Origin of the sequence: Streptosporangium sp. NPDC049644 (assembly GCF_040675205.1) — a bacterium.
Lineage (GTDB): Bacteria > Actinomycetota > Actinomycetes > Streptosporangiales > Streptosporangiaceae > Streptosporangium > Streptosporangium fukuiense.
This window is the reverse complement of record NZ_JBFAOJ010000003.1, coordinates 174,614-197,614: the sequence shown is the minus strand read 5'-3', so window position 1 is coordinate 197,614 and position 23,001 is coordinate 174,614. Positions and strand designations below refer to the sequence as shown.

21 protein-coding genes are annotated in these 23,001 nt (G+C 70.3%); 5 read left to right on the top strand and 16 right to left on the bottom strand.

The window, feature by feature from the left end; all coding sequences use genetic code 11:
• The first annotated feature begins 250 nt into the window (after positions 1-250).
• Positions 251-1,645, top strand: coding sequence for a peptide ligase PGM1-related protein (locus tag AB0J58_RS02945; RefSeq protein WP_364209373.1), 1,395 nt, complete (start codon positions 251-253; stop codon positions 1,643-1,645).
• Here the strand turns inward: AB0J58_RS02945 and AB0J58_RS02940 are convergent.
• Positions 1,604-1,822, bottom strand: a complete 219-nt coding sequence (locus tag AB0J58_RS02940; protein WP_030912524.1) for an SCO4848 family membrane protein — start codon at positions 1,820-1,822, stop codon at positions 1,604-1,606. The two genes, AB0J58_RS02945 and AB0J58_RS02940, sit on opposite strands and share 42 nt — an antisense overlap.
• A gap of 87 nt (positions 1,823-1,909) precedes the next feature.
• Here AB0J58_RS02940 and AB0J58_RS02935 point away from each other — a divergent pair, with 87 nt between their 5' ends.
• The gene (locus tag AB0J58_RS02935; protein ID WP_364209370.1) at positions 1,910-3,127 is read left to right on the top strand and encodes a D-alanyl-D-alanine carboxypeptidase; all 1,218 of its coding nucleotides are present in this window, start codon (positions 1,910-1,912) and stop codon (positions 3,125-3,127) included.
• A 27-nt stretch (positions 3,128-3,154) separates the two neighbouring features.
• Here the strand turns inward: AB0J58_RS02935 and AB0J58_RS02930 are convergent, their stop codons facing one another.
• The 5 genes from AB0J58_RS02930 to AB0J58_RS02910 all read right to left on the bottom strand — a co-directional run bounded on the left by AB0J58_RS02930 (position 3,155) and on the right by AB0J58_RS02910 (position 8,118).
• Entirely contained in the window at positions 3,155-4,285 is a 1,131-nt protein-coding gene (locus AB0J58_RS02930) for a hypothetical protein (RefSeq protein ID WP_364209367.1), read from the bottom strand.
• A gap of 64 nt (positions 4,286-4,349) precedes the next feature.
• Positions 4,350-4,703: a PadR family transcriptional regulator gene (locus AB0J58_RS02925; protein WP_364209364.1), complete on the bottom strand. Its 354-nt coding sequence runs from the start codon at positions 4,701-4,703 to the stop codon at positions 4,350-4,352.
• A gap of 75 nt (positions 4,704-4,778) precedes the next feature.
• Positions 4,779-5,699, bottom strand: a complete 921-nt coding sequence (locus AB0J58_RS02920; RefSeq protein ID WP_364209361.1) for a YihY/virulence factor BrkB family protein — start codon at positions 5,697-5,699, stop codon at positions 4,779-4,781.
• Between the two features lie 86 nt (positions 5,700-5,785).
• Positions 5,786-6,790, bottom strand: a complete 1,005-nt coding sequence (gene trpS, locus AB0J58_RS02915) for a tryptophan--tRNA ligase (protein ID WP_364209358.1) — start codon at positions 6,788-6,790, stop codon at positions 5,786-5,788.
• Positions 6,791-6,804: 14 nt separating this feature from the next.
• On the bottom strand, positions 6,805-8,118 hold the full coding sequence (locus AB0J58_RS02910) for a hemolysin family protein (RefSeq protein WP_343968030.1): 1,314 nt from the start codon (positions 8,116-8,118) through the stop codon (positions 6,805-6,807).
• 121 nt (positions 8,119-8,239) lie between these two features.
• On the opposite strand from AB0J58_RS02910, the gene galE reads away from it, so the two are divergent.
• Entirely contained in the window at positions 8,240-9,199 is a 960-nt protein-coding gene (galE, locus tag AB0J58_RS02905; protein WP_343968033.1) for a UDP-glucose 4-epimerase GalE, read from the top strand.
• A 29-nt stretch (positions 9,200-9,228) separates the two neighbouring features.
• Here the strand turns inward: galE and AB0J58_RS02900 are convergent, their stop codons facing one another.
• The 3 genes from AB0J58_RS02900 to AB0J58_RS02890 form a co-directional block, all read right to left on the bottom strand.
• Complete coding sequence (locus AB0J58_RS02900) at positions 9,229-10,068, bottom strand: hypothetical protein (protein ID WP_364209355.1); 840 nt, start codon at positions 10,066-10,068, stop codon at positions 9,229-9,231.
• A gap of 153 nt (positions 10,069-10,221) precedes the next feature.
• Entirely contained in the window at positions 10,222-11,199 is a 978-nt protein-coding gene (locus tag AB0J58_RS02895) for a malate dehydrogenase (RefSeq protein ID WP_343968038.1), read from the bottom strand.
• A gap of 172 nt (positions 11,200-11,371) precedes the next feature.
• Entirely contained in the window at positions 11,372-13,660 is a 2,289-nt protein-coding gene (locus AB0J58_RS02890) for a transporter substrate-binding domain-containing protein (protein WP_364209352.1), read from the bottom strand.
• A gap of 244 nt (positions 13,661-13,904) precedes the next feature.
• Between AB0J58_RS02890 and AB0J58_RS02885 the strand changes: the two genes are divergently transcribed.
• On the top strand, positions 13,905-15,464 hold the full coding sequence (locus AB0J58_RS02885; protein ID WP_364209349.1) for a hypothetical protein: 1,560 nt from the start codon (positions 13,905-13,907) through the stop codon (positions 15,462-15,464).
• Positions 15,465-15,702: 238 nt separating this feature from the next.
• Here AB0J58_RS02885 and AB0J58_RS02880 read toward each other — a convergent pair whose 3' ends face one another.
• The 3 genes from AB0J58_RS02880 to AB0J58_RS02870 form a co-directional block, all read right to left on the bottom strand.
• Positions 15,703-16,917 carry an NADP-dependent isocitrate dehydrogenase gene (locus AB0J58_RS02880; RefSeq protein WP_343968045.1) on the bottom strand — a complete coding sequence of 405 codons (1,215 nt, stop codon included), beginning with the start codon at positions 16,915-16,917 and terminating at the stop codon, positions 15,703-15,705.
• A gap of 113 nt (positions 16,918-17,030) precedes the next feature.
• On the bottom strand, positions 17,031-17,321 hold the full coding sequence (locus AB0J58_RS02875; protein WP_326635795.1) for a DUF3017 domain-containing protein: 291 nt from the start codon (positions 17,319-17,321) through the stop codon (positions 17,031-17,033).
• Between the two features lie 34 nt (positions 17,322-17,355).
• The gene (locus AB0J58_RS02870) at positions 17,356-18,477 is read right to left on the bottom strand and encodes a citrate/2-methylcitrate synthase (RefSeq protein ID WP_364209345.1); all 1,122 of its coding nucleotides are present in this window, start codon (positions 18,475-18,477) and stop codon (positions 17,356-17,358) included.
• A 181-nt stretch (positions 18,478-18,658) separates the two neighbouring features.
• On the opposite strand from AB0J58_RS02870, the gene AB0J58_RS02865 reads away from it, so the two are divergent.
• Positions 18,659-19,312, top strand: coding sequence for an FHA domain-containing protein (locus AB0J58_RS02865; RefSeq protein ID WP_343968052.1), 654 nt, complete (start codon positions 18,659-18,661; stop codon positions 19,310-19,312).
• A gap of 196 nt (positions 19,313-19,508) precedes the next feature.
• Here AB0J58_RS02865 and AB0J58_RS02860 read toward each other — a convergent pair whose 3' ends face one another.
• The 4 genes from AB0J58_RS02860 to purN all read right to left on the bottom strand — a co-directional run bounded on the left by AB0J58_RS02860 (position 19,509) and on the right by purN (position 22,928).
• A complete protein-coding gene (locus AB0J58_RS02860) occupies positions 19,509-20,369 on the bottom strand; it encodes a bifunctional methylenetetrahydrofolate dehydrogenase/methenyltetrahydrofolate cyclohydrolase (protein WP_364209342.1) in 861 nt (286 codons plus the stop codon).
• Between the two features lie 13 nt (positions 20,370-20,382).
• Positions 20,383-20,565: a hypothetical protein gene (locus tag AB0J58_RS02855; RefSeq protein ID WP_030912572.1), complete on the bottom strand. Its 183-nt coding sequence runs from the start codon at positions 20,563-20,565 to the stop codon at positions 20,383-20,385.
• 152 nt (positions 20,566-20,717) lie between these two features.
• Complete coding sequence (purH, locus tag AB0J58_RS02850; protein WP_364209339.1) at positions 20,718-22,262, bottom strand: bifunctional phosphoribosylaminoimidazolecarboxamide formyltransferase/IMP cyclohydrolase; 1,545 nt, start codon at positions 22,260-22,262, stop codon at positions 20,718-20,720.
• Positions 22,263-22,307: 45 nt separating this feature from the next.
• The gene (gene purN, locus AB0J58_RS02845; RefSeq protein ID WP_343968059.1) at positions 22,308-22,928 is read right to left on the bottom strand and encodes a phosphoribosylglycinamide formyltransferase; all 621 of its coding nucleotides are present in this window, start codon (positions 22,926-22,928) and stop codon (positions 22,308-22,310) included.
• Positions 22,929-23,001 lie beyond the last annotated feature (73 nt).

The window sequence follows — 23,001 nt, the reverse complement described above, 5'->3', positions numbered from 1 at the left end:
ACTCGTACACCTTCTCCCCCGAGAGAACCAGACGGGATGACTCGTATTGACTACGGGACGGTAGTCATGTGGGGTGACGGCCCGGCCGGGGGATGACAGCCCGGAGCCACTTCCAAACATCGCCGACCTGGCAATTTACCTGACCTCCGGTGCCGGTCATCGAACCCGGCGGAGTGATGCAAATGGGATGAATGCATGTTTCACTCCTCACATGATCGCTAACATCCCATTCGGGGAGAGGCAGTCGCGTTTGAGCATATTTGAACCGGACGAGGGCATGCTGGTGGTCCTCCCCTCGTTGTCGCTTCCCCAGGATGAACTGCGCAGGATCACCGGAGCCCTCTGCTACGAGGAACGACTGCTCTTCCTGCTCCTCACCCTGAGAGAGCTGAAGGTCGAGGTCGTCTACCTCACCTCGATGCCGGTGAACGACGCGGTCGTGGACTACTACCTGAGCTTCCTCGACGATCCGGACGAGGCCCGCACCCGCCTGCAAATGATCAGTTTGGATGATCCCGACACGCACCCGCTCAGCGAGGCGCTGCTGCGCCGCCCGGACGTGATCGAGCGGGTCCGCGCCGCGCTCGGGAACCGCCGGAAGACCCGCGAGGACGGCGGCGCCTGGATGGTGCCGTTCGTGGTGAGCGAGTACGAGGAGCGCCTCGCCGAGCTGTTCTCCCTGCCGGTGTACGGCCCGGCCACCTCCCTGGCCCACCTGGGGTCCAAGAGCGGTGGACGCGCGATCGGCGACGAGGCCGGGGTGCCGACGGTCAGGGGCTTCGGCGACCTGCGCTCGCTGACCGAGGTGGAGCACGCCGCCCGTGCGATGAGCCCCACGACCAAGCTGATGGTCAAGCTCAACAACAGCTACTCGGGACTCGGCAACGCCATCGTGACCAAGGACGACCGGCCGCTCGTCTCCTGCCCCACGAGCTTCTCCGCCTCCGACGAGAACTGGACGACGTTCGCCGAGAAGATCGCCGAGCGGGGGGCGGTGATCGAGGAGTTCATCGAGGACCGGCCGCTGTGCTCCCCCAGCGCGCTGGCCAGGATCACCCCCGGCGGCGGCTACGACGTGGTCGCCACCCACGAGCAGGTCCTCGGCGGCCCCAACGGGGATGTCTACCAGGGCTGCAGCTTCCCCGCCCGGCGGGAGTACCGCGCCGAGCTGGGCGCGTACACCGAGCGGATCGCCGGGGTCCTGGCGGAGCGCGGCGTGGTGGGACTGTTCGGCGTCGACTTCTTCGCCGTCAAGACCGACGGCGGCTACCGGACGCTGCTGTGTGAGATCAACCTGCGCATCGGCGGCACCACCCACCCGCTCGGCGCCGCGATCCTGACCACCGGCGCGTCGTACGACCCCGGCACCGGCACGCTGATGCGCGACGGGCGGCCGAAGTACTACGTGGCGACCGACAACTGCGCCTCCCCCGCGCTGAAGGGCCGCACCCCCGGAGAGGTCGTCAAGCTGGTCCACGACGCGGGTCTCGGCTTCGACCGCGAGAGCCGCACCGGGAACGTGCTGCACCTGCTGGGCGCGGTCACGGAGTTCGGCAAGCTGGGCTTCACCAGCATCGGCGACTCCGCCGAGGAGGCCGCGGAGCTACACCGAAGAACCCTGCTCACGCTGCGACCAACCGCGTAGGCCGATCACGCCGAGCACGATCGCGAGCACGATGTTGACGGCGATCAGGATTCCGTGGACCACGTAGAAGGCCGTCGGGTGGCCGTCCGCGAGGTTGAAGCCAAGGTTGATCCATTCGAAGATCATGAAAGCGGCAAGGCCGATCAGAAAAGCGGCGATCTTTCGTGATATTTGCATGATGTCAGTATCCCGCCGAGTGGCCCGTACCTGGTCAGGGCACCTCTAACTCTATGCGAACCGGCACGAAGCTACCCTGAGATCATCATGGGGATCAAACATCTCGCGCCCGTCGGGGTGCTGCTCGCGGCGACCACCTTTCTCGGCGCACCCGCTCAGGCCAGGACCGCGGGCGTGTCCGCGACCGGTTCACCGGCCGGTCCGCGTGGCGCGGATCTCCTTAACGACCTCGGGGGGTGGCCGTCGGGCACCGGTTCGCTGGGCCCGCACGCGCGGGGCGAGAGGGAGCCGGTCGGCGGCTCCCGGCTCGGCGAGCGGGGCCTCATCGTCCCTCCGGGCGTGAAGGCCCCGCCGAAGACCGCCGCGAAGGCGTACGTGATCGCCGACGCCGAGACCGGCGCGGTGCTGGCGGCCAAGGACGCCCACGGGCGCTACCTGCCGGCGAGCACGCTGAAGGCGCTGACCGCGCTCACCCTGATCCCGAAGCTGGACAAGAAGCGGAAGATCAGGCCGAGTGCCCGCGCCGTGAACGAGGAGGGCAGCGCGGTCGGCCTGGTCACCAAGCCCCTCTACACCGTCGACGACCTGTTCAAGGCGCTGATGCTGGTCTCGGGCAACGACTGCGCGATGGCGCTGGCCGAGGCCAACGGCGGCCTGGCCGCGACCCTGGCGGACATGAACGCCGAGGCCAAGCGTCTGCAGGCTTTCGACACGGTGGCCAAGACCCCCAGCGGGCTGGACAAGCCCGGCCAGAGCAGTTCGGCGTACGACCTGGCACTGATCGCCCGCGCCGGCCTGGCCAACGCCGATTTTCGGCGATATATCAGCACAAAGACTGACAAGTTCCCAGCACCCAAGGGCTACTACGAGATCGGCAACCACAACAAGCTGCTCTGGCGCTACAAGGGCATGATCGGCGTCAAGAACGGCTGGACCTCCAAGGCCCTGGGCAGCTTCGTCGGCGCGGCCAAGCGCAACGGTCACACGATCATCGTGTCGATCATGCGCCACGACGGCTACTTCTGGGAGGAGGTCGCCGACCTGCTCGACTGGGGCTTCGCCAACCGCGGCAGGGCCACCCCGGTCGGACAGCTGGTCGACCCGATCCCCGAGCCCACCCCGCTGCCCGCTCCACCGACCGCCTCGGCGCCTCCCGCAGTCCCCACACCGGGCTCCGGACGGAACCCCGCCGCGGCCGCCAGACCCGCCGACGAGGGCGTCCCGATCGGCTACTACGTCCTCGGCGCGGGCCTGCTCGGCGGCCTGGTCTGGCTGGTGTACGGCTTGCGCAGGCGCTTCCGCTGAGGCGCGTTCCGCGGCACACGACCAGGATCACGGGTACGCCGTCCGGGGAGGCTCTGGCGACGGGCCTCCGGCGGCGGGCAGTGCCCTGAATCCCAGGGCGGCGAGCACCAGGGCGACGAGCAGGAGCGCCGCCGTCTGGCCGAGCGTACCGAGCATGATGGTCCGGCTCACCTCGTCGGCGGCGTCGAAGCCGTGCTCAAGCCTGGCGAGGCGGGCGCAGAGCACCGGCACCGCCAGGATCGCCAGGGCCAGTGGCCACGAGGGCGTGCGCCGGGCGGGAGAACGGATGTGCACGCACACGTAGCCGACGCCCGCACCCAGGATCAGCGTGCTCGCCAGACCGAGGAGGTCGAGCCACGGCCACCACCAGGCGGGCAGGTCCGGGGACGCCACCAGCCGGAACAGCGCACTGACCGCGATACCGGCGGCGAGGGGAGGGACGAGCAGCCACAGGGGGCGGCGGGCCGGCCGGGCGTCACGGTGAAAGCCGGTCCACAGAGCCGACAGCACGACCACCGGGCTCAGCAGCCCGGCCAGTGCCTCGAACGTGCCCCCCACCGAACTCGTCAAGACGTGGAGTTCCGGCACGAAGGCGAGGAGTGCCAGCGCCTTGGCCGTGCGCACATGGCCGAGGACGAGTGCGGCGAAGGGCGCGATCCAGACGGCTCCGGCCAGGCTTCTCAGAATGTTCGCGAGCCGCTCGAACGACCCGAGGGGTCCTGCCGCCTGGGCGAGCGAGGGGTGGACGGTACCGATCACCCCGTACGTGTTCAAGGCGGCCACGACGTCCAGGACCGCGAGGAAGGCCTGGAAGAGCAGCCCCAGCAGAGCCACCAGGCGGACCGTCTCGCCCCACGAGAGGGATCTCGGCGCCGCGCCCGCACCGCCGAGACGGACCCGGACCGCCAGCGCGGCCACGCTGGCGATCTCCGACCAGCGGGGCCGGGGCCCGTCCGCGTCGGAGGCGTCCGGCGACCCCTCCAGGAAGACGGCGACCATCTCCTCCTCGCGCTCGGCGCGGTAGGAGGCGGGCAGCAGGCGCAGCCAGTAGCGGTAGCGCTCCTCCAGCAGGCTCATCGGCGCATCGCCCCGGCGCGGGTCATCGCCAGGCCGTCGATCCGCCCCGGAGGCGGCCTGGGCATCGCTCTGCTCGTTCATAGGTGGAATCGTCCTCTCGCCGGTCCTCACGAGTTCATCAGGCGCACCCGGAACACACTCGGTCTTACGCCGGCCCGCCCGCCGTGGACGGACGTCCACGCCTGGCACGGAGGCGGTCGACCGCGGTCCTGGCGTTGTCCGCGAGCCGGACGGCCTCGGCCTCCAGCGTCCGCGACCCCGCGTCGGTGAGCCGGTAGTAACGGCGTAGCCGCCCCTGCTGGACCTCCTCGCGGTCGAGAGCCACCAGCCCGTCGCCCGCCAGCCGGTCGAGCACCCCGTACAGCGTGCCGACCTTGAGCCGGACCCGCCCGCCGGACAGTTGCTCGACCTCCCGCACGATGCCGTAGCCGTGACACGGCGCATCGACCAGCGCGGTGAGGATGAGGAAGGCCGGCTCCGTCATCGCCCTTGGAGTCATGCCTCGCAGCATATATCGGAAAGCATGATATTAGGTAGAGCGAATCAAGGGCGGCACCCGGACGGTGGCCGGCCGTCAGGTGGGGATGGCGTTGGCGGGAACCGGAGTGGGATAGGGCGGGGGGCCGAGGGAGGCCGTCGCGGTCCAGGCGGCGGCGTACATGATGACCCGGGCCGAGAGGTTGATCCACACCAGCAGGCCGACCACCACGGCGAACGCCCCGTAGACGGGATTGTTCAGGGTGTGCCCCAGGAGCAGCGCCGCGAGCTGCTTGAGCAGGGCGAAGCCGACCGCGCCGAACAGCGCGCCGCGCAGCAGCACCCGGAACGGCTGCCTGGAACGCCCCAGCCAGCGCAGGATGATCAGGAAGACGACCACGTCGGCGAGCACGCTGACCGCCACGCCCACCAGCCGGATCGTGACCGTGCCGATCACCGACTCCGACAGGCCCACCCATTCGGCCACGGTCCCGCTGGCCTGGGTGGCGAAGCCGCCGATCAGCACCGAGAGGACCATGGTGGTGCCGACGAGGACGAGCGCCGCCGTGTCCCTGAGCTTGGCCAGGAAGAAGTTGAGCGGCGGCTCGGTCGTCATGGAGATCTCGCGCAGCGCGCCACGCAGGGCGTCGATCGCGCCGAGCCCGGCGTAGAGCAACCCGATCAGGCCGATGACACCCGCGCTCGCCCGCGAGCCGGCGATCTCCTGGATCGGCAGCTTGTCGGCGAGACCCGGCAGGTACTGGTTGATCGCCTCCCGCAGGGTCGCGGTGGCGTCGGGCCTGATGGACAGGAAGTAGCCGAACACCGCGAAGGCCAGCGCGATGATGGGGAAGAACGACAGGAAGGCGAAGTAGCTGACCGCTCCGGCGAGCCGGTCTCCGGACTGGATCTGGTATCGCTGGAAGGTCCTGACCAGATGGTCGAACCAGGGCCACCTGATCCGGGCCGCGCCCAGCACCGCTCTGAACCGTTCACGACCCGCTTGCACACGTTCCATCACACTCGCCACGTGCGCCCTCTACCCAGTCACCGCCGCCCCGATCGTGGACGGCGGTGAAAAAGCAGCCGTGCGTACCCGGAGGGTCACGGGGTGGGCAGGAAGCCCACCCGGTCGCGGACCTTGGCCATGGTCTCGGCGGCCACCGCGCGGGCCCGCGCGGCCCCGACGGCGAGCATCCTGTCGAGCTCGGTCTCGTCGGCGAGCAGCTTCTCGGTCCGCTCGCGGATCGGGGTGAAGGTGTCGACCACGAGCTCGGCGACATCCTTCTTGAAGGTGCCGTACCCCTGCCCGACGTAGCGGGCCTCCAGCTCACCGATGGGAGTCCCGCTCAGCGCGGACTGGATACGCAGCAGGTTGGTGATGCCCGGCTTGTTGTCGTCGTCGGCGAGGACCTCGGAACCGGTGTCGGTGACCGCGCGCATGACCTTCTTGCGGAGCGGCCCCGGCTGCTCCAGCAGGTCGAGGATGCCGGCGGGCGAGGAGGAGGACTTCGACATCTTCGCCGTCGGCTCCTGGAGGTCGGTGATCTTCTCGACCCCCTTGACGATGTGCGGCTCGGGCACCGTGAAGGTCTCGCCGAAGCGGTGGTTGAAGCGCTGCGCGAGGTCGCGGGTGAGCTCCAGGTGCTGCTTCTGGTCGGCGCCGACCGGAACCTTGTTGGCCTGGTAGAGCAGGATGTCGGCGGCCTGCAGGACCGGGTAGGTGAACAGGCCCACGCTGGCCGAGCTCTCGCCGTGCTTGGCCGACTTGTCCTTGAACTGGGTCATCCGCCCCGCCTCGCCCATGCCGGTGAGGCAGATCAGCACCCAGGCCAGCTCGGTGTGCTCGCGCACGTGGCTCTGCACGAAGACCGTGGACCGCTCAGGGTCGAGACCGGCGGCGAAGAGCTGGGCGGCGGCGATCCTGGAGCGCCTGCGCAGCTCTTCCGGCCGGTAGTCCACCGTGATCGCGTGCAGGTCGACGACGCAGTAGAAGGCGTCGTAGCCCTCCTGCATCGCGACGTACTGCCGCACCGCGCCGAGGTAGTTTCCCAGGTGGAAGGAGTCGGCGGTGGGCTGGATTCCCGACAGGACGCGAGGGCTGGCCATAGCCACCAATTCTGTCAGCTGTCGGGAGTGGTCGGTGCCTCGGTCCGCGAAGTGCTCCGCTTGATCCTGACCCTGGCGACCCTGCGGCCGTCCATGTCGGTGACCTTCAACTCGAATCCGGGGATCTCCACCCGCTCCCCGAGCGCGGGCAGGTGGCCTAGTCTCGACATGACGAACCCGCCGAGGGTCTCGTACGGGCCGTCGGCCAGGCGGATCCCGCTCTCGGCCGCCACCTCGTCGAGATTGGCCAGCCCGTCGAGCTCGACCTCCCCCGCGGGCAGCGCGACGTGCTCGTCCGCCACGTCGTGCTCGTCGCGGATGTCGCCGATCAGCTCCTCGACCAGGTCCTCCAGGGTGACGATGCCCGCGGTGCCGCCGTACTCGTCGACCACGATCGCCAGGTGGTGTCCCTCCCTGCGCATCTCCGACAGCGTGGCCATCACCCGCTTGCTGGTGGGGACCAGCTTGACCGGGCGGATCGGCACCAGCTCGCTGATCGGCTCGATGGAGCCGGTCAGCACCGGGTCGAGCAGGTCACGGATGTGGACGAAGCCCACGATGTCATCGTAGGAGTCGCGGTAGACGGGGAAGCGGGAGTGCGGCATGGCCGCGGCCAGGATCGCCGCCTCGGCCAGCCGCGTGTCGGCGGCCATGAACTCCACCTCGGTGCGTGGCAGCATCACCTCGCGGAGCTGCCGCTTGCCCGCCGCGAAGACCTCGCCGATCAGGTGGCGCTCGTCGTCGGTGAGCTCCTGGTGGCCCACCACCATCTCGCGCAGTTCCTCCGTGGAGATCTCCTCGCGGTCGGTGCCCGGGTCGCCGCCGAGCAGCCTCACCACGCCGTCGGTGGACTTGGACAGCGCCCAGATGATCGGCCGCGAGAGCGCGGCCATCCTGTCGAGGAACGGCGCGACCAGCAGCGAGATCCCCTCGGCGCGCTGCCTGGCGATCCTTTTCGGCGCGAGCTCGCCGAGGACCAGCGAGGTGTACGAGATCACCAGCGTCACCAGTACCAGGGCGAGCGGGTTCGCCACGGCCTCCGGCACCCCCCAGCCCGTCACCACCGGGATGAGGTCCCTGGCCAGGGTGTCGGCCCCCAGGGCGGCCGAGAGCATGGTCGCCACGGTGACGCCGATCTGCACCGCGGACAGGAAGCGGTTGGGGTCCCGGGCGAGCCTGGCGGCCCTGGCCCCCCTGCGCCCCCGGGTGCCGAGCCGCCTGACCTGGCTCTCCCTGAGGGAGACCATGGCCATCTCGGCCGCGGCGAAGAAGCCTCCGATCAGTACGAAGAGCATGACCAGGGCGATGTTCGCCAGGACGCTGTTCACGAGATCGTCTCCGTCATGGCGGTCGCCCGTTCCGGCGGTAGCCGATATTTGATGTGCCAGCATATGCTGGCGTAGAGTTACAAAAATAAACAAGTACAAACAACATCAAACAGGAGGCTCCGTGAAGCTGCTCGTCACCGGAGGCGCCGGATACATAGGCAGCGCCGTGGCGGCACAACTCGTCGAGGCGGGCCACGAGGTCACCGTGCTGGACGACCTCTCCACCGGGCACGCCGACGCGGTGCCACCGGGCGCCCGCTTCGTCGAGGGGTCGATCACCGAGGCCGCCGGGGTGCTCGACGGCATCGACGGCGTGCTGCACTTCGCGGCGAAGTCCCTGGTCGGCGAGTCCGTGGAGCGGCCCGGCCTGTACTGGGCGCACAACCTCGGCGGCACCCTGGCCCTGCTCGACGCCATGCGGGGCGCCGGGGTGGGCAGGATCGTCTTCTCCTCCACCGCCGCGACGTACGGCGAGCCGGAGCGCTCCCCGATCCTGGAGACCGACCCGACCCGGCCCACCAACCCCTACGGCGCGTCCAAACTCGCGGTCGACACCGCCCTGAGCGCGTTCGCCGGACTGTACGGCCTGGCCGCGGTGAGCCTGCGCTACTTCAACGTGGGCGGCGCCTACACCGCCGGGGACGGCAACGTCTACCGCGAGCGTCACACCACGGAAACCCACCTGATCCCTAACATCCTCGCCGTCCCGCTCGGCGGACGCGAGTCCGTCAGCCTGTTCGGCACGGACTACCCGACTCCCGACGGCACATGCGTGCGCGACTACATCCACCTGGCCGACCTCGCCAGGGCCCACCTGCTGGCGCTGGACGCCTGCTCGCCGGGCGAGCACAAGATCTACAACCTGGGTAGCGGGACCGGCTTCTCGGTCTCCGAGGTGCTGTCGGTCTGCCGCGAGGTGACCGGCCACGAGATCCCCGCGGTCGTGCGCGAGCGCCGTGCCGGTGACCCGGCCGTGCTGGTGGCCTCCTCCGAGAAGGTCCGGCGCGAACTCGGCTGGAAGCCGGAGCACCCGTCGCTCCGTGACGTCGTCGCCGACGCCTGGGCCGCCCTGAACGGCTGACCGCCTCCCGCCACGTCGGAGGGCCACGCCTACCTCAGACTGAAGCGGGCCGTGTTGTTGGCCGGACGACGGTCACCCAGCCGCAGGGAGTAGACGGTCGCCTCGGCCCGCGGCGCGTGCCCGCGGGCCACGAAGGCGAGCACGAGACTCACCCTCCTGCCCGCGCCGACCGTACGCAGCCTGCAGCCGACGTAGGCGGGATGGGGGTCGCACCGCGCGCCCCTCGCCGACATGAGGCGCGCGCCGCCGGTGTCGAAGAAGACCCCGGCGTCGTGGACCCGCCGAGGCCCGCGGTTGCGCACCACCGCGGACACAGTGACCAGACGGCCCGCGCGCGCCCCGCGCGAGAGCCTGACCGCGAGGTCCGTACCGTCGTCCACCTCGGTCAGCGTCCGGGAGTGGTTGTTCGTCTCGTCGTCGTCCACGACCTCGGAGGAGAGCGACGCGCTCGCCGTCAGCGGGCCCCGCGCGCCGGGCCTGACCACCCCGTTGATCGTCACCCCACCGGTCTGTCCGGCGGGGACGTCCTTCGTCGCGGCGCAGACCACCTCACCGGTGGTGGCACCGGGGAGGCACTCGGCGACGTTGACCCCGATCACCTCCACCCCGTCGGGCAGCCGGACTGTGAGCAGCGGCAGCACCGCGTCTCCGGGACCGGCGTTGCGCACCTCGGCGCGGTAGGTCAGCGGCTGTCCCGGTTGCGCGCGCTTCGGGGAGACGGTCAGCCGCACCGACAGGTCGGCGCCGCCCCATCCCTCGTCGTCGGGCGAGGCCGACGCCGCCCGGGGTACCGTCGCGAGCACGAGACAGATCACCCCTGCGACGACCCGTACCGCGACGTGCTCCCTGAACAGCGATCCCCCGACCATAGGTGATCATTGAACGCCGGGACACACCGCTCCGCGACGATCGACACGCCGCCTTTTCCGTTCGCCGTCCGCGCGGCCGGGAAGCCTGGCGCGCTCCGGTGACCTGGGACGCGAAAGGGCCCCGGCACGCCGGGGCCCCGTTCGAACGTCGGCTCAGATGAGACCGAGCTCACGCACCGCGGAGCGCTCCTCCTCAAGCTCGCGCACCGTGGCGTCGATCCGCTCGCGGGAGAAGGCGTCGATCTCCAGGCCCTGGACGATCTCCCACTTGCCGTCGCGCGAGACGACCGGGAAGGAGGAGATGAGCCCCTCGGGCACGCCGTACGAGCCGTCGGAGGGGATCGCGGCCGAGGTCCACTCGGCGCCGTTGACCCAGTCGAAGACGTGGTCGATCGCCGCGTTGGCGGCGGAGGCGGCCGAGGACGCGCCACGGGCCTCGATGATCGCGGCACCGCGCTTGGCCACGGTGGGGATGAAGGTGTCGCGCAGCCAGGCCTCGTCGACCAGCTCGGCGGCGATCTTGCCACCGACCTCGGCGTGGAAGAGGTCGGGGTACTGGGTGGCGGAGTGGTTGCCCCAGATGGTCATCTTCTTGATCTCGCCGACCGGGACCTGGAGCTTGGCGGCGAGCTGGGAGAGCGCGCGGTTGTGGTCGAGGCGGGTCATCGCGGTGAAGCGCTCGGCCGGGACGTCCGGGGCGTGCTGCTGGGCGATGAGCGCGTTGGTGTTGGCCGGGTTGCCGACCACCAGCACGCGGATGTCGTCCGCCGCGTTGTCGTTGATCGCCTTGCCCTGCGGGCCGAAGATGCCGCCGTTGGCCTGGAGGAGGTCTCCGCGCTCCATGCCCTTGGTCCGGGGGCGGGCGCCGACCAGGAGGGCGACGCTGGTGCCGTCGAACGCCGCGTTCGCGTCATCGGTGACCTCGATGCCGCTCAGCAGCGGGAACGCGCAGTCGTCGAGCTCCATCGCGGTGCCCTCGGCGGCCTTGACCGCCTGCGGGATCTCCAGGAGGCTCAGCTTGACCGGGACGTCGGCGCCCAGCAGCTGGCCCGAGGCGATGCGGAAAAGCAGCGCGTAGCCGATCTGACCGGCGGCGCCGGTGACGGTGACCTTTACGGGAGTCTGGGCCATGACCTTCCCCCACTCGAAGGATGAATTGTGACGCTCGGATGTTACCCGTCCGCGCTGGACGACCATCCGGCGAGTGCCCCATCCGGCTTCCGCGCGGCGGGATCGGCGCGGCGGGCGCCCCGGCGGGCACGGCGGCGCCGGCGGATGGCCTTCGAGTCTCCCCGCCGACCCCCTAGGCGCAGGTGGCCATGGCGGGGCGGGCGTTCTCCCGTCCGGGGAACTCGACCCTGGAGAAGTGCTTGTCGAGCAGCCTGCGGACCGTGCCGTCCTTGTAGAGGGCGGCGATCGCCCCCCTGACGGCCTCGCAGGTGCGCCTGTCGCCCTTCTTGAGGGCCACCGCGTAACGCTCGTCGGTGAGCTTGAGGCCGAGCAGCTTGTAGCGGATGGTCTCCCGGTTGCCGAAACCGGCCAGCAGCAGGTCGTCGCCGGGAATCGCGTCGATCTCACCGGCCCGCAGCTTGTCGACGCACTCGGAGTAGGTCTGGGCGGGGACCAGGGTGAGCCGCTCGACCACGTCCTGGATCACCGCCACGGAGACGCTGGCGGCCGGCTGGCACATCCGGCTGCCCTCCAGGCCCTTCACGGTCACGATCGGCGAGCCGTCCTTGACGAGGGCGTCGACATGGGCGAGGTAGTAGGGCCCCGCGAAGGTGACGTCGTCGGTGTCGTTGATCGAGTAGGTCGCCAGGACCAGGTCGATGTCACCGTCCGCCAGCAGCTTCGGCCGCTCCGCGCGGGCGGTGGACCTGAAGGTGACGCCGCTCTCCGGCACCCCCAGCGCCTTGGCGATCTCAAGGGCCAGGTCGATCTCGAAGCCGCCCCACTTCCCGCCGTTGTTCAGCGCGATGCCGGGCAGGAAGTCGCGCACGCCGATGGTGAGCCTGCCCGTCTTGGCGGCCTTGTCGACCACCGAGGTGTACGAGGGGCGGCCGGTCTCGGCCGGCTCCGGCCCGCCCTGGGAGACGGTGCCCGGCCACCAGCGGACCGCGGCGAGCGCCGCCCCCGCGAGCAGCAGCACGGCCACCCCGACGGCGATCCAGCGCCTCCCACGCGGGCGCCGCGGCGCCGCCGGCCCGCCGACCAGGGTCGTGGACACCTGCCAGCTGGGCGGCGGCACCTGCCCCGTCTGTTCCGGGGAGGCCACGCTGTCGCCGTATCCGGGAGACGAGGGGTACTCCCGGTAGCCGGAAGAGGACGGGTACTCCCGGTAGCCCGGCGAACGGCGCTCCGGAGGGTGGCGGTCGGGATGGGACGGGTTCTCCGCGGGACCGCGCGAGGACGGGAGGTCGCCCCGGCCGGGGGTCTCACGGCGTTCGCCCTGATCCGGCCGTCCGGCCCGGCCTCCCTGCCCCTCCGTACCGGCGCCCTCCTGACCGGGGTGGAAGGGCGGGGCCTGGGCGGGGTCTCCCATCCGGAACCCGGTGGACGGAAGGACCGGCTCACCCGGGGCGTTCGTCCGGTGGGTCGGGGTGCGCATGAGACTGGTCGCGTCGTCGTCGGGACCCTGGCCCGGGGCGCGGGGCCGGGACCCGTCGCGGCCCTGATCACCGGCCTGGGACTCGCCGCGGTTCCGGACCCGGGAGCGGAGCTCGTCGGGGGCGGCGACCTTGGCGCCCTGGGTGAGGATCGCGGGCGAGGCGTTCACCGTCTCGGGGTGGCCGAGCATCCGAAGCAGGATCTGGTCCGCCGAGGGCCGGTCGGCGGGTGACTTGGCCAGCGCCGAGGTGACCACACCGCGCAGCGGCTGCGGCAGCGAGCCGAGGTCGACCTCGTGGTTGAGGATGCGGTTGAGCACCACGGCGATCGACCTCCCTTCGAAGATCGTCTCGCCGGTCGCGGCGAACGCGACGGTCGCCCCCCAGGCGAAGACGTCGGTGTGCGGCCCGACGTCGGAGCCGGAGATCTGCTCGGGCGCCATGTAGGCGGGGGTGCCGATGGCCCGGCTGGTGATCGTGCCGGTGGAGTCGAGGATGCGGGCGATGCCGAAGTCGACGACCCTCGGGCCGTCGGCGGCGATGAGCACGTTGTCCGGCTTGAAGTCGCGGTGCACGATCGCGGCGTGGTGGATCGCGGTGAGCGCGGTGGCGGTGCCGATCGCCAGCCGCTGCAGCGCGGCGCCCCGCAGGGGGCCGTCGGTCTCCACCACCTCGCGCAGCGACCTGCCCTCGATGTACTCGCTCGCGATGTAGGGGGTGTCGCCTTCGAGGTCGGCGTCCAGGACTCCCGCCGTGCAGAAGGACGCGACCCGCTGGGCCGCCCGCGCCTCCCTGGCGAACCTGGACCTGGCGGTGGCGTCGCCGGAGAACTTCACGTGCAGCAGCTTGATCGCCGCCCGCTCCCCCGCGGCGTTGATTCCGAGGTAGACGATGCCCTGCCCGCCCTCACCGATCTTCCCGACGACGCGGAACGGCCCGAGCTGGCGCGGCTCTCCCGCTTCCAGTGGCGCGATCTCCGACATCATCGTCCCCACGGTCTCGTAATCTCCGACGTGGCAAACTTTACGGCGCCATGACCCATACCCTCCCTTTGTTATCCCGACGTGACCTCAGTTTTCCCACAACGTGGCCATGCCCGTAGCCCCCGTCATGGTGAGATGCCAGACACATTCACCCCCCAATCTCCGACATTCACCCCAATCTGGCGCTCCAGCCGCTTAGATCGCTACCGTTGTACGTCCCTCAGGCAAGCCGGAGCAAAAAACTTCCATGCGCCGATATATCGGTTATCGCGAGTTCGTCCAGCGCGATCAGCGTTCCCTCGTCGGCACCGCCCTTCTTCTCACCGGCAGCCACGAGCAGGCCATCCGCCTCGCCCTGCGCTCCTTCCAGACGGTCGCCCTCTCCTGGCCGCCCCCGGTGTGGGAGAACCCCACCACGCATGCCCAGATCGCGCTCTACCGCCGCTTCCTGGCACGGCCGAGCGCCGCCGGGCCGACGGCTCTGGTGCGGCTGCCTCCCCGGCAACGCCTCCTCGCCGTCGCCTGCCTGCACGACGGCAGGAGCCACACCGAGATGGCCGCCGCCCTCGGGATGCCTGAGGAGACCGTGCAGGCGGAGATCACCGAGGCGGTCGACACCCTCACCAAGGGCGACAGGGCCCGCCTCGTCAAGAGGATGTCCACCGCGGCGGGCGAGGCGTCCGTCCCCGACCTCAGCGCCCGGTCCATGCGCACGCTCAGGCGGCGCCGCAACCGGGGGGTCCTCCTCACCGTGGCGGCGGCGCTGGTACCGGTCGGCCTGATCGCCGCCTTCGTCATGCTCCAGCGCGCGGAGGTGTGGAACTCGGCGCTGGGCGAGCGGAACCGGCCGCACGCCGCACAGGCCCAGGAGCCGGTACGGGCGGTCTCCAGCCCCGCGCCGAGCGCCACCCCGGCACCGTGGCAGGCGCCGCGGACCTCCTCGGTGATCCGCTACGCGATCCCGGGACGCTGTCCCGGCCAGGGCGTCCAGGCGGACGGCACGTCCCCGGCGCGGGCCGGCGACGTGACCTGCGCGGGCTGGACCCTGAAACTGGTCTCCGGCGGCTCTGAGAGCTCCACTCCCGGCCTCCCCGCGTGCGAGGGCGCAGATCCCTGCGAGTCGACGCTGAACGTCCCCGACGCCGCTCAGCGCCTCGCGCGCGGCGGCGGCGGGGAGCACCGCCGACTGGTTCCCGCCATCAGCCACGACGGGCGCCGCATCGCCTACCTCAGCGCGGCGGAGCGCCGCTATGTCGCCCACGACCTCGGCAGCGGGGTGAAGCGCTACCTGTCGCCGGTTCTCGCCTCCGCCGACACCGAGAACGGCACGCTGGTGAGCGTCTCCGCCAACGGCCGCCACTTCACGGTCACGCTCGGCGAGCGGCGGCTGCGAACCGACTTCACGACCGGCGACCTGACGTCCGTGCCCGCGGAGCAGCTGCCTCCGACCGAGAAGGCCGCCGCCTGGCTCGGCAAGAGGTACGGCACCTGGGCAGACTCTCCCAGCGGCAGGTACTCCGCCGCGATCGTCGCGGGGAAGGGCGAGGACCCCCACCGCCTCCATGTCATCGACGCCGAGTCGCGGCGGGTCTTCAGGCGGCTCTCGCTCCCCGAGACGGAGCGGCCCGCCACCGCCGAGGTGGTGAGCTGGCTGGACACCCGCGAGGTGGTCGTCAGGATGAGCGCCGGGGACGGCGGCGAACCCCTCGGCCTCTTCCGGGTGGACGCCGTCACCGGACGGGCGCGCCCCCTGCCCGGCCTCCCCGCCGACGCCCCGATCGTGCTGGGGGCCGCGGTGACCTCCTGATCCCGTACGACGAGCGGCAGGCACGGGAAAGGTCACCCCGCCCCGGGGGCGCGGCAGCCTCGTGACCCCCGCGGCAACGGGAAAGGCCCCGGGACACGGCGGCTCCGCGACAAGTGGGAAAATACGGAAAAGGCCGCCCCGTCCTGGGGACAGGGCGGCCTGGTGACCCCCTGCGACCAGGAAAGGGCCGCCGTGGGGGCGGCCCTTTCCTCGCGGTCGGGGGTCGGCCTGACGCCGGTCAGACCATCTTCTTCTTCAGGTTCTCGTCCAGCGCCGCCAGGAAGTCCTGGGTGGTCAGCCACTTGGCGTCGCCACCGACCAGCAGGGCGAGGTCCTTGGTCATCTGGCCGCCTTCGACGGTCTCGACGCAGACCTGCTCCAGCTTGTCCGCGAAGTCGATCACCGCGGGGGTGTTGTCGAGCTTGCCGCGGTGCTGGAGGCCCCGGGTCCACGCGAAGATCGAGGCGATCGGGTTCGTGGAGGTGGGGTTGCCCTTCTGGTGCTCACGGTAGTGACGGGTCACCGTGCCGTGGGCGGCCTCGGCCTCGACGGTCCGGCCGTCGGGGGTGAGCAGGACCGAGGTCATCAGGCCGAGGGAGCCGAAGCCCTGGGCGACGGTGTCGGACTGGACGTCGCCGTCGTAGTTCTTGGCCGCCCAGACGTAGCCGCCCTCCCACTTGAGCGCCGCCGCGACCATGTCGTCGATCAGGCGGTGCTCGTAGGTGATGCCCGCGGCTTCGAAGTCGGCCTTGAACTCGGTCTCGAAGACCTCGGCGAAGATGTCCTTGAACCGGCCGTCGTAGGCCTTCAGGATCGTGTTCTTCGTGGAGAGGTAGACCGGGTAGCCGCGCGACAGGCCGTAGCGCATGGAGGCGCGGGCGAAGTCGCGGATCGAGTCGTCCAGGTTGTACATCGCCATCGCGATGCCGGGGCCGGGGAAGTCGTAGACGTCGAGCTCGATCGGCTCCGAGCCGTCCTTGGGCGTGTAGGTGAGGGTCAGGGTGCCCTCGCCGGGGATCTTCAGGTCGGTGGCGCGGTACTGGTCGCCGAACGCGTGACGGCCGATGATGATCGGCTTGGTCCAGCCGGGGACGAGCCTCGGCACGTTGGACATGATGATCGGCTCGCGGAAGATGACTCCGCCGAGGATGTTACGGATGGTCCCGTTCGGGGACTTCCACATCTTCTTGAGGCCGAACTCCTCGACCCGAGCCTCGTCAGGAGTGATCGTGGCGCACTTGACGCCGACTCCGTACTGCTTGATCGCGTTGGCGGCGTCGATCGTCACCTGGTCGTCGGTGGCGTCGCGGTGCTCGATCCCGAGGTCGTAGTACTTCAGGTCGACGTCGAGGTAGGGAAGGATCAGCTGGTCCTTGATGAACTGCCAGATGATCCGGGTCATCTCGTCGCCGTCAAGCTCGACGACGGGGCCCTCTACCTTGATCTTGGGCATGCGTGTGGTTCCCCTTCTGAACTAAATTGGCCAGACAGTCCTTTTTGAGGCTCACTGGCCGTTGAGGCTATCGGACCGGGTCAACCGCCCTGCGGCGTACCCGCTCGTCCGACCTATCGCATCGGCATGAGAGCCGGGAATTCGAGGATCAGCCCGCCCGCCATCAGGGCGATTCCGAGAACGGCGAGGGTGAGGGCGTCCGTGGCCTTGCGGCGTACGGCGAGCCGCCCACCCCCGGCCAGCCGGGCCAGTGCCCCCAGCGTCATGACGGCACCGAGGGCGAAACCGCCCCACTCGGGCATGTCCAGCAGCACCGCGAAGACCATCGCGGCGGCCGCACCGGCCACCACCAGCGGATACGGTCCCCAACGTTCCTCGCTCGCGTTCACCGCTCGCGCGTTCATCGACCCACCCTCCGCTCTCGCCTCTGATTCCGACTCATCGCTCGGCGATCGGCTTCCACTTCTGGTCCCGCTCGCCGATGTACTCGCTGTCCGGGCGGATCAGCCGGTTGTCGGCGTGCTGCTCGATGACGTGTGCGGTCCATCCTGACATGCGGCTGACCGAGAAGACCGGGGTGAACAGGTCCGTCGGGATGCCGAGGTAGTGGTAGACCGTCGCCGCGTAGAAGTCGACGTTCGGATAGAGGCCCTTGGTCTCGAAGACGACCTCCTCCATCTCCTTCGACATCCGGTAGTACGTGTCGTCGCCGGACGCCTCGCCGAGCTCCCGCGACATCTGGCGCAGGTGCGTGGCGCGCGGGTCCTCGGTCTTGTAGACCCGGTGCCCGAAGCCCATGATCTTCTCGCCCGCGGCGAGCCTGTCGCGTACCGACCGGGCGACGGCGCCCGCGTCGAGCGACTCCAGGGTGCGCATGACCTGCTCGTTGGCGCCGCCGTGCAGGGGGCCCTTGAGGGTGCCGATGGCCGCCACGATGGCCGAGTGCATGTCGGACAGGGTCGCGGCGCAGACCCGGGCGGCGAACGTGGAGGCGTTCATCGTGTGGTCGGCGTGCAGGACCAGGCAGGTGTCGAAGATCTCGACCTCGCGCTCACCGGGGGTACGGCCGGTGATCTGGAGGAGGAAGTTCGCCGCCACGCTCAGGGAGGGGTCCGGGGCGGGGATGACCGCACCGGTCCTGGCCGCGTGGTAGCGGGCGACGAGGAGCGGCTGCTGCGCGGTCAGCCTGGCGGCCTTGCGCAGGTTGGCCTCGGGGGCGTTGGAGTCCTTGTCCGGATCATCGCCTCCGGCCAGCGAGACCAGCGTGCGCAGCGCCTCCATCGGGGCCTGTCTCTCCGCGATCTCCGAGATGTTGGCCTCGACGAGCGTGCCGAGCTTACGCCCTCGAACCAGCTCCTCCCCGTACGCCGAGAGCTGTTCCCGGGTGGGAAGCGTGCCGTACTGCAGCAGGTGCGCGGTCTCTTCGAAGGTGGTGCGGCCGGCCAGATCGTGGATGTCGTAGCCACGATAGAAGAGGCGACCGGCCTGACCGTCGATGTCGCTGAGCGCTGTGGACGCGGCTACGACATCGGCGAGACCTTTGGTGGGCTTGTCCGCCATGAGTGTTTCCTCCGCTTATCTGTGCCCGAAGTCTACCTGTGAGCAGCGGAAACCCTCCCGAGAGGTCCAGGCCAATTTCAGGAATGATTCTCCTTCTGGCAAAGGCGATTCCCCATCACCTCGTTTGGGTAAGCCGGAGCTGTAGGAATAGTTACGGCGGGCTACCTGGGGAGGAACTGCCGTGGAGGGGCCGTTCATACGCATCGAGGACACCGGCGAGGTGGTCCCGTTGCGCCCCGAGATCACGACGATCGGACGTGGCCGTGGAGTGGACATCCGGCTGACCGATCCGAGTGTGTCCCGGCTGCACGCGGAATTCGTCCGGCGCGGACCCTACCTGTATGTCGTTGATCTGGGCCTGTCCCGCAACGGCACTCGGGTCAACGGCCGGCCGATCGCCCGGAGGGTGCTTGACGACGGCGACGTGGTGTCCTTCGGCGCGGCACGAGGCAGGATCGGCGGAGTGCCTCGCGAGGACTTCGCCCCGGAGGTCGAGCTCCGCCGCGCCGCGGCACCGGAGCTGACCAGGCGGGAGGTGGACGTCCTAACGTCGCTCTGCCGTCCGGCGCTGTCGGACGAGGCGTTCGTCGCACCGGCCACGGCCAGGGAGATCGCCGACGACCTGGTGGTGACGGAGGCGGCCGTCAAGCAGCACCTCCTGCGTCTCTACCAGAAGTTCCGGATCCCCGAGGGGACCAACCGGCGCACCAGGCTGGCGAACGAGGTCGTCGCCCTGGGGCTGGTGAGGCCCACTCCCGTGGTGCCCTCGCAGCGCGCGACCGGCGCCCCGGAGTCCCAGACGGCGGCCACCGCCGCGAACCGCAGGGCGTCGTAGCCGGGCCGCCCGGCAGACCGGCACCACCCGGTAACCGGTCCCACCCCGGGACCGGCCGCCCGGGGAGATCGGCCTGCCCGGTGAGGTGCTCTCGGTGGGGCCTGCTCAGGCAGGCCTGCTCGGTGGGGCCTGTCCCGCGAGGCCGACCTCGTGAGATCGGCCTCGTGAGATCGGCCTCGTGAGATCGCCTGCGGGGTCAGCCCCGCTCGCGGGCGCGCCTCTCCGCGGCCTCGACCACGTTGGTGAGCAGCATGGCCCGGGTCATCGGGCCCACACCGCCGGGGTTGGGGGTGAGGAAGCCCGCGACCTCCTCGACGCCGGGGGCGACGTCACCGGCGATCTTCCCGTCGACCCGGGAGACGCCGACGTCCAGCACGGCGGCGCCCGGCTTCACCATGTCCGCGGTGATCAGATGCGGCACCCCGGCCGCGGCGACGACGATGTCGGCGCGCCTGGTGTGGGCCGCGAGGTCCTGGGTGCCGGTGTGGCAGAGGGTGACCGTGGCGTTCTCCGAGCGGCGGGTCAGCAACAGGCCGAGCGAGCGGCCCACGGTGATACCGCGGCCGACCACGACGACCTCCGCCCCCTTGAGCGGCACCCCGTACTCCTGCAGGAGCACGACGATGCCGTACGGCGTGCAGGGCAGCGGTGCGTCGACCATGTGGACCAGACGGCCCAGGTTGGCCGGGTGGAGGCCGTCGGCGTCCTTCGCCGGGTCCATCCGCTCGATCAGCGCCTGCGTGTCGAGGTGACGGGGCAGCGGGAGCTGGACGATGTAGCCGGTGCACTCCTCGGAGGCGTTGAGCTCGTCGACGACCGCCTCGACCTCGGCCTGGCCGGCGTTCTCCGGCAGGTCCCTGCGGAGGGAGGAGATGCCGACCTCCGCGCAGTCGCGGTGCTTGCCCGCCACGTAGATCTGGCTGCCCGGGTCATCTCCCACCAGAACCGTGCCGAGCCCGGGGACGATGCCCTGCTCCTTCAGCGCGGCCACCCGCGCCGCGAGGTCTGCCTTGATCTTTGCCGCTGTGGCCTTGCCGTCGAGAATCCGCGCACTCATACCGCTAAGCCTCTCACGAGGACGAACCGCGCTCCGCTTCCCTCCGCTCGATGATCCTGCGGGTGAAGGGGATCCACTCCACGACTCGCCCGCCGAGATAGGCCGCGCCGAGCGCGATTATGATCATCATCAGTGGGCTGCCCCAGAAACCCTGCATGATCACGAAGGCGTGCAGGGCGTGGTCGAGCAGTGGCATGAGGGGTCTCCGCGGCAGGAACGAAAAGGGATGCTTCAGACTAACCGCAGGCCAAACCTTTTTCGCCCAAGTAATTCTGTCTAATTGGCCACTCTCTTATCTCCCGGGCACGGCTGCCGCACAGGTGCGGCAGCCGTGCCCGGGAGCGGAGATCAGTGGAAGAAGTGACGGGTGCCGGTGAAGTAGAGGGTCACTCCCGCCGCCTCGGCCGCGGCGACGACCTCCTCGTCCCTGATCGAGCCGCCCGGCTCCACGACCGCCTTCACTCCCGCGTCGATGAGGATCTGCAGGCCGTCGGCGAAGGGGAAGAACGCGTCGGAGGCCGCCACGGCCCCCTGGACGCGCTCGCCCGCCCGGGAGACCGCGAGCCGCGCCGAGTCGACCCGGTTGACCTGGCCCATGCCGACGCCCACGCTCGCACCGTCCGCGGCCAGCAGGATCGCGTTGGACTTCACCGAGCGGCACGCCCTCCAGGCGAAGGCCAGGTCCGCGAGGACCTCGTCGGAGGCGGCGGGCCCCGCCTTCAGTTCCCAGGTGGACGGGTCGTCGCCCGGGGCGTCGACCCGGTCGGCGTTCTGCACCAGCAGGCCGCCGTCGATCCGGCGGAACTCCAGCGGGTTGGACGGCCCCCGCGGGCAGGCCAGCAGCCGGATGTTCTTCTTCCCGGTGAGCCGCGCCAGCGCCTCGGCCGTGTAGGAGGGGGCCACCACGACCTCGGTGAACACCTCGGCGATCTGGCGGGCCAGCTCCTCGGTCACCTCCGCGTTGACCGCGATCACGCCGCCGTACGCCGAGACGGGGTCGCAGGCGTGTGCCTTGCGGTGCGCCTCGGCGACGTCGGCGCCGACCGCGACGCCGCACGGGTTCTGGTGCTTGATGATCGCCACGGCGGGCCCGTCGAAGTCCCACGCCGCCCGCCAGGCGGCGTCGGCGTCCAGGTAGTTGTTGTAGGACATCTCCTTGCCGTGCAGCTGCTCGGCGTCCGCCAGGCCGGCTTTCCGGCTGGAGTACAGGGCCGCGCCCTGGTGCGGGTTCTCGCCGTAGCGCAGCGGCGACTTGAGCTCCCAGGCCGCGCCCAGGTAACCCGGCCACACGCCGTCCTCGGCCGCGTAGACGTCCGCGAACCAGGTGGCCACCGCGGTGTCGTAGGAGGCGGTGTGCGCGTACGCGGCAGCGGCCAGACGGCGGCGCTCGGTGAGGGTGAAGCCGCCCGCGGCGACCGCGGCGAGCACGTCACCGTAGGAGGCCGGGTCGACCACGACCGCGGCGGTGCCGTGGTTCTTGGCCCCGGCCCGGATCATCGCGGGACCGCCGATGTCGATCTGCTCCACGCACTCGGCGTCGGAGGCGCCGGAGGCCACGGTCTCCTGGAACGGGTAGAGGTTGACCACCACCAGCTCGAACGGCTCGATCTCCAGCTCTTCGAGCTGCTTGACGTGGGAGGGGTTGCCGCCGTCGGCCAGCAGGCCGGCGTGCACGCGCGGGTGCAGCGTCTTGACCCGGCCGTCGAGGCACTCGGGGAAACCGGTCAGCGACTCGACGGGAGTGACGGGGACGCCGAAAGAGGTGATCCTCGCGGCGGTGCCCCCGGTGGAGACGATCTCCACACCCGCGGCGTCGAGGCCACGGGCCAACTCCTCCAGCCCGCTCTTGTCATACACCGCGATCAACGCGCGCCGGATGGCGATGCGGGTCACTTCGTGCTCCTCCTGGTTGGTTCCGGTTTCTCCGGGGCGCCCGGCTCATCCACCGGGTCGTCCGAATCGAACAGTCCTGCCGGTGACGGTCCAGCCCTCGCGGGCCATCCGGCCGACGGTGTCGACGAGCAGATGACGCTCGACGGACTTGATGCGCTCGTGCAGTGCCGCCTCGTCGTCGTCGTCCAGCACGGGCACGGCCTCCTGGGCGATGATCGGCCCGGTGTCGACGCCCGCGTCGGCGAGCATCACGGTGCAGCCGGTGACGCGCACGCCGTACGAGAGCGCGTCGCGCACACCGTGCGCGCCCGGGAAGGAGGGCAGCAGCGCGGGATGGGTGTTGAGGACCGGGAAGGCCTCCAGTGTCGGCTTGCCGAGAATCCTCATGAACCCCGCGCAGACCACGAGGTCCGGTCGGTACGCCGCGATGTGGGCGGCGAGTGCCCGATCCCAGTCCTCGCGGGTGGGGTGGTCGGCCACCCGCTCCACGAAGGTCGGCACCCCCGCGCGCCGCGCGCGGGCCAGCCCCTCGACACCGTCGCGATCGGCACCCACGGCCACCACGCTGGCGCCGTAGGTCTCGTCTGCCACAGCGTCCAGAAGGGCCTGTAGGTTGGTTCCAGAACCGGACACGAGGACCACAAGCCGAACGGCCTGGGATGACACCGACGCACTCCATTCGGACGGGGACTCACGCCGCTGCAAGGGTATCGGCCTGTCCGCACGAACGATGCAAGGA